The organism is Bittarella massiliensis (ex Durand et al. 2017) (genome assembly GCF_017566145.1).
Classification (GTDB): Bacteria; Bacillota; Clostridia; order Oscillospirales; family Ruminococcaceae; genus Bittarella; species Bittarella massiliensis_A.
The window spans coordinates 1-224 of sequence record NZ_JABFCL010000203.1; the positions used below are offsets into that span (position 1 = coordinate 1).

The 224-nt window shown below is 57.6% G+C and carries 1 pseudogene; it reads left to right on the top strand.

The window, feature by feature from the left end:
* Positions 1-224 (top strand): annotated as a pseudogene (locus HJY11_RS14035) (cytidine/deoxycytidylate deaminase family protein); the annotation flags it as partial.

Genomic DNA, 224 nt, shown 5'->3' on the forward strand with positions numbered 1-224 from the left:
GGATTATATTTCCTGGGACGAATATTTTATGGGCGTGGCGCTGCTCACCGCGCAGCGCAGCAAGGACAACACCTCACAGGTGGGCGCGTGCATCGTCAGCCGCGAAAACAAGATTTTGTCCATGGGCTACAACGGCATGCCCACAGGCTGCTTCGACGACGACATGCCCTGGGAGCGCGAGGGCGAACCGCTGAAAACCAAATACATGTATGTCTGCCACGCCG